This window comes from Beijerinckia sp. L45, from assembly GCF_009765775.1.
Taxonomy (GTDB): Bacteria; Pseudomonadota; Alphaproteobacteria; order Rhizobiales; family Beijerinckiaceae; genus RH-AL1.
Genome location: NZ_LMUU01000178.1, coordinates 49955 through 53521 on the forward strand (window position 1 = coordinate 49955; position 3567 = coordinate 53521).

Below are 3567 nucleotides of genomic sequence, written 5' to 3' on the forward strand. Positions count from 1 at the left end.
CTTCCAGCGCACGGGATCATGCAGCGTATGCACCCGCGCGTCGCGCCAGTGGCGGTCGAGATTGAGCTCGCCGAGGACAGCGCGCGTGCCGGACAATTCGAACAGCTTGTTGGTGGCGAGCAGCGCGATCTCGGTGGTCAAGACCTTGGCTTCGGCGACGGCGATCGAGGCCGCGGCGGCGGTCTCCGCGTTTTCGTCGCGGAGGCCCGCGTCGATGGTTTTTCCCGCGCGGCTTAGAACCGCCTCAGCAGCATGCAACCGCACCTTGAGGTCGGCGACGTCGCGGATGGTAAAGGGATCGTCGAACGCCTTGTCCCGTCCGCTGTCGGCCCAGGGCCGCGCATGGTCGCGGACGAAGGCGATCGTCTCGTCGATCGCGCGGCGGGCGATGCCGGCGTCGATCGCGGCATGGATGATCTGCGCCACTGCGCCGTGCACAGTCGGCATCTCGCCCGCTTTAAAGGCCGGGACCACGTGATCGGGCTCGACCCGAACTTGGTCGAGCGTCACGCGGCCGCTGCCGGTCGTGCGTTGGCCAAAGCCCGACCAATCATCAGTGACCGTCACACCAGGCGCGTCAGACGCGACGAAAGCGAGGACCTTCTTGCCGTCGTCATCGACAGCGCTGACCGGAATGAGATGAGCGAAGAGCGCGCCAGTCGCGTAGATCTTTTCGCCCGTGACTTCGAAGTGGTCGGCAACGCGGACGATCCGCGTGCCGACATCGAGCGCCGTCTTGCCGCTGCGCTCCGCTTGCGCGTTGCCGAACCGGACGCCGCGTAACGCCGCACCCAGGAGCAGGTGCTTGCGAGCCTCATCATCATCCAGCCGAATGACGTCGATGAGGCTGATGTGGTTTTGCGCAATATGTGCGATCGACGCATCGCCTGCCGCGATGATCGCAAACACGCGGGCGACGGTTGCGTAGGACACGGCAGGGCCGCCGTAGGCCCGGGGCACGTTCATCGACCAGAGGCCGCTTTGCGAGAAGGTTTCGATTTCCGAAAACGGCAGCCGACGCTCACGATCGCGCTCCGATGCCGTGACCGCGAAAGCAGCGGCAAGACGCTCTGCGATCGCAAGCGCTTCGGCATCGTCTAGGGCGATATGCGCGATGTGTTCGGGCACAGCGATCGATCTCAGCATAGGATCACAGTTCGTGTTTTTCTTATCCGGACAGGACAAGGCATCGGCAAAGGCTTGCCGGCACTTAAGTGTGGAGCATTTGCAGTTGAGCGTCGATAGAAGCGGAATCTTAAGTCGATGAACTTTGAAAGAGAACCTTCCACAATCCGTGGCTCGCGGCACAAGAATATTCTAACGTACTTTAGCCGACTCGAAAGATAAGGCGATCACCGCTTGGATACTTGGCATCCGCAGACCTCGAAGCTCGTCGCCACAGTGCGCCGACGGTGTGGCGCCACACGATCTCAGGGAACGTGTCGAGACTTATCTGTCTCGACGCCTGTATTGCCTGGATTCACGAAGACGACGACACCGGCGGCGGGAACGGAGCGCTCGGCCGCTGGGTCGGCGGAACGTCTCATGGACCTCGGAAGCCTCGCATTGAGCGGCTCTCAGCGTAAAGCGGGCCCATCCGCAGTCATCGCCACCCGAGAGCGGGGGCGACATGCGTCAGAATGGCCTCGATGACGTGGACATTATACGCGACGCCGAGCTGGTTCGGGATCGTGAGCAGCAACGTGTCCGCCTCGGCGATGGCATCGTCGGCCCGTAGTTGCTCGATCAACCGGTCAGGCTCGGCCGCATAGGAGCGTCCGAAGACGGCGCGCATGTTGTCGATCATGCCGATCTGGTCGCTGCCCTCGCCGCGTCCGAAATAGGCACGATCGCGGTCGTCGAGGAGCGCAAAGATCGAGCGCGACACGGAGACACGCGGTTCCCATTCGTGGCCGGCCTCCTTCCAAGCCTGCCGATAAAGACGGATCTGCGCGGCCTGCTGGACGTGGAAGGGCTCGCCCGTCTCGTCTGCCTTGAGGGTCGAACTCTGCAGGTTCATGCCCTTCTGCGCCGCCCAGAGGGTCGTGGCATTCGACGCCGCCCCCCACCAGATGCGCTTGCGCAGGCCTGGCGAATGTGGCTCGAGGCGAAGCAGGCCCGGTGGATTGGCGAACATCGGCCGCGGGTTGGGCTGCGCGAAGCCCTCGCCCTTCAGCAGATCGATGAAGACCTCGGCATGATGGCGCCCCATGTCGGAATCGCTCTGCCCCTCCGCCGGCGCATAGCCGAAGTAGCGCCACCCCTCGATCACCTGCTCGGGCGAGCCGCGGCTGATGCCGAGCTGCAGCCGGCCATGGCTGATGATGTCGGCCGCCCCTGCGTCCTCGGCCATGTAGAACGGATTTTCATAACGCATGTCGATGACGCCGGTGCCGATCTCGATGCGGTTCGTCTTTGCCCCGACCGCGGCCAGCAACGGGAAGGGCGACGCGAGCTGCTGCGCGAAATGATGGACCCGGAAATAGGCCCCATCCGCGCCGAGGTCTTCGGCCGCCACGGCGAGGTCGATCGACTGCAGCAGTGTATCGGCCGCAGAGCGCGTCGCCGATTGGGCCGACGCGGACCAGTGCCCAAAGGAGAGAAATCCGATCTTCTTCATGGTACGTCCTTGGCGCCGATCGTCGCGAAAGCATCACGTCCGAGGAGAGGGCGCAGCTAGCATCCGCCGCCCTCATAGACCGGCTGGGCGTTGGCTTCACTGCATAAATGTCATCCCAGGGCCAGAGCGACCTAAGCATGGCCATTGCACACCGGTGGGCGGAACTTCCAGACGGCAGGGTCCGATGCGCCAAGACTATCAACGTGCGCATGAAAGCCACGGTCGGCGCGCCACTTGGACCCGCTAAAAATGCTGGTGCGCCCCGAGGGATTCGAACCCCCGACCCTCGGGTTCGAAGCCCGATACTCTATCCAGCTGAGCTAGGAGCGCATGGCGATCATCGTAAGCGATGATCGCGGTTTTGCAAAGTTGGCCGAGGTCCAGCCCGGCCGAGCCGGCCTAATCGTGGCCGTGGGCGGTTTCGTTGATGGTGAGCGTCCGCATCTCGGAGAAATCGACGGCGACGGGAGCGTTGGTGCGGCCGGCGGCAAGCTGGAACGTCTTCACGACGTGCTCGAGGCGGCGGAACGTCTCCTTGTACGCTTCGGTACTCTCGTCGAGCGCGAGCGGCTTCAGGCAGTACTCGATGATCTGACGGGGACGTTCGAACTTGCTCACGTTTGGCTCCTCCACGAATGCTTCTCGGACCTGGCGGCCCGGAGCGGTTGCAGGTCTTTTGCCCTGCCGCCATCCAGAAATCAACGCGCGTGGCGTCGAGGGCGGCTCAGAGCTCGCCGGTCAAAAACTGCGCGCGGCCGAGACCGAAGGACCAGTCGGCATCGGTGTTGTCGACGCAGGAGACCATGACGTCGCTCGACGCGATGCCGCAGTCGCGCGCCAGCGCCTCGCACAAGAGCTTATAGAACAGTTGCTTCGCCTCCGGGCCCCGAGGCCGCGTGGTGACCTGAAGCATGACGATCTTGTTGGTGCGCGGGATGCCAAGGCCT

The 3567-nt window shown here is 63.8% G+C and carries 4 protein-coding genes and 1 tRNA gene; all 5 read right to left on the reverse strand.

Annotated features, from left to right (window positions below):
* The coding region (locus tag GSQ79_RS19790; protein ID WP_246725452.1) for an SfnB family sulfur acquisition oxidoreductase at nt 1-1128 on the reverse strand (1128 nt) is incomplete at its 3' end.
* Nucleotides 1129-1603: 475 nt separating this feature from the next.
* Complete coding sequence (locus GSQ79_RS19795; RefSeq protein ID WP_158810384.1) at nt 1604-2620, reverse strand: LLM class flavin-dependent oxidoreductase; 1017 nt, start codon at nt 2618-2620, stop codon at nt 1604-1606.
* 253 nt (nt 2621-2873) lie between these two features.
* Nucleotides 2874-2950, reverse strand: a tRNA-Arg gene (locus GSQ79_RS19800).
* A 69-nt stretch (nt 2951-3019) separates the two neighbouring features.
* Nucleotides 3020-3238, reverse strand: a complete 219-nt coding sequence (locus GSQ79_RS19805; protein ID WP_158810385.1) for a hypothetical protein — start codon at nt 3236-3238, stop codon at nt 3020-3022.
* A gap of 106 nt (nt 3239-3344) precedes the next feature.
* Nucleotides 3345-3567, reverse strand: a 223-nt coding sequence (locus GSQ79_RS19810; protein ID WP_174243248.1) for a tautomerase family protein, incomplete at its 5' end; no start/stop codon positions are given.

Bases quoted from the DNA above. Each gene is read 5' to 3' on its own strand.
- GSQ79_RS19795 (WP_158810384.1), bottom strand. From the start codon at position 2,620: ATGAAGAAGATCGGATTTCTCTCCTTTGGGCACTGGTCCGCGTCGGCC.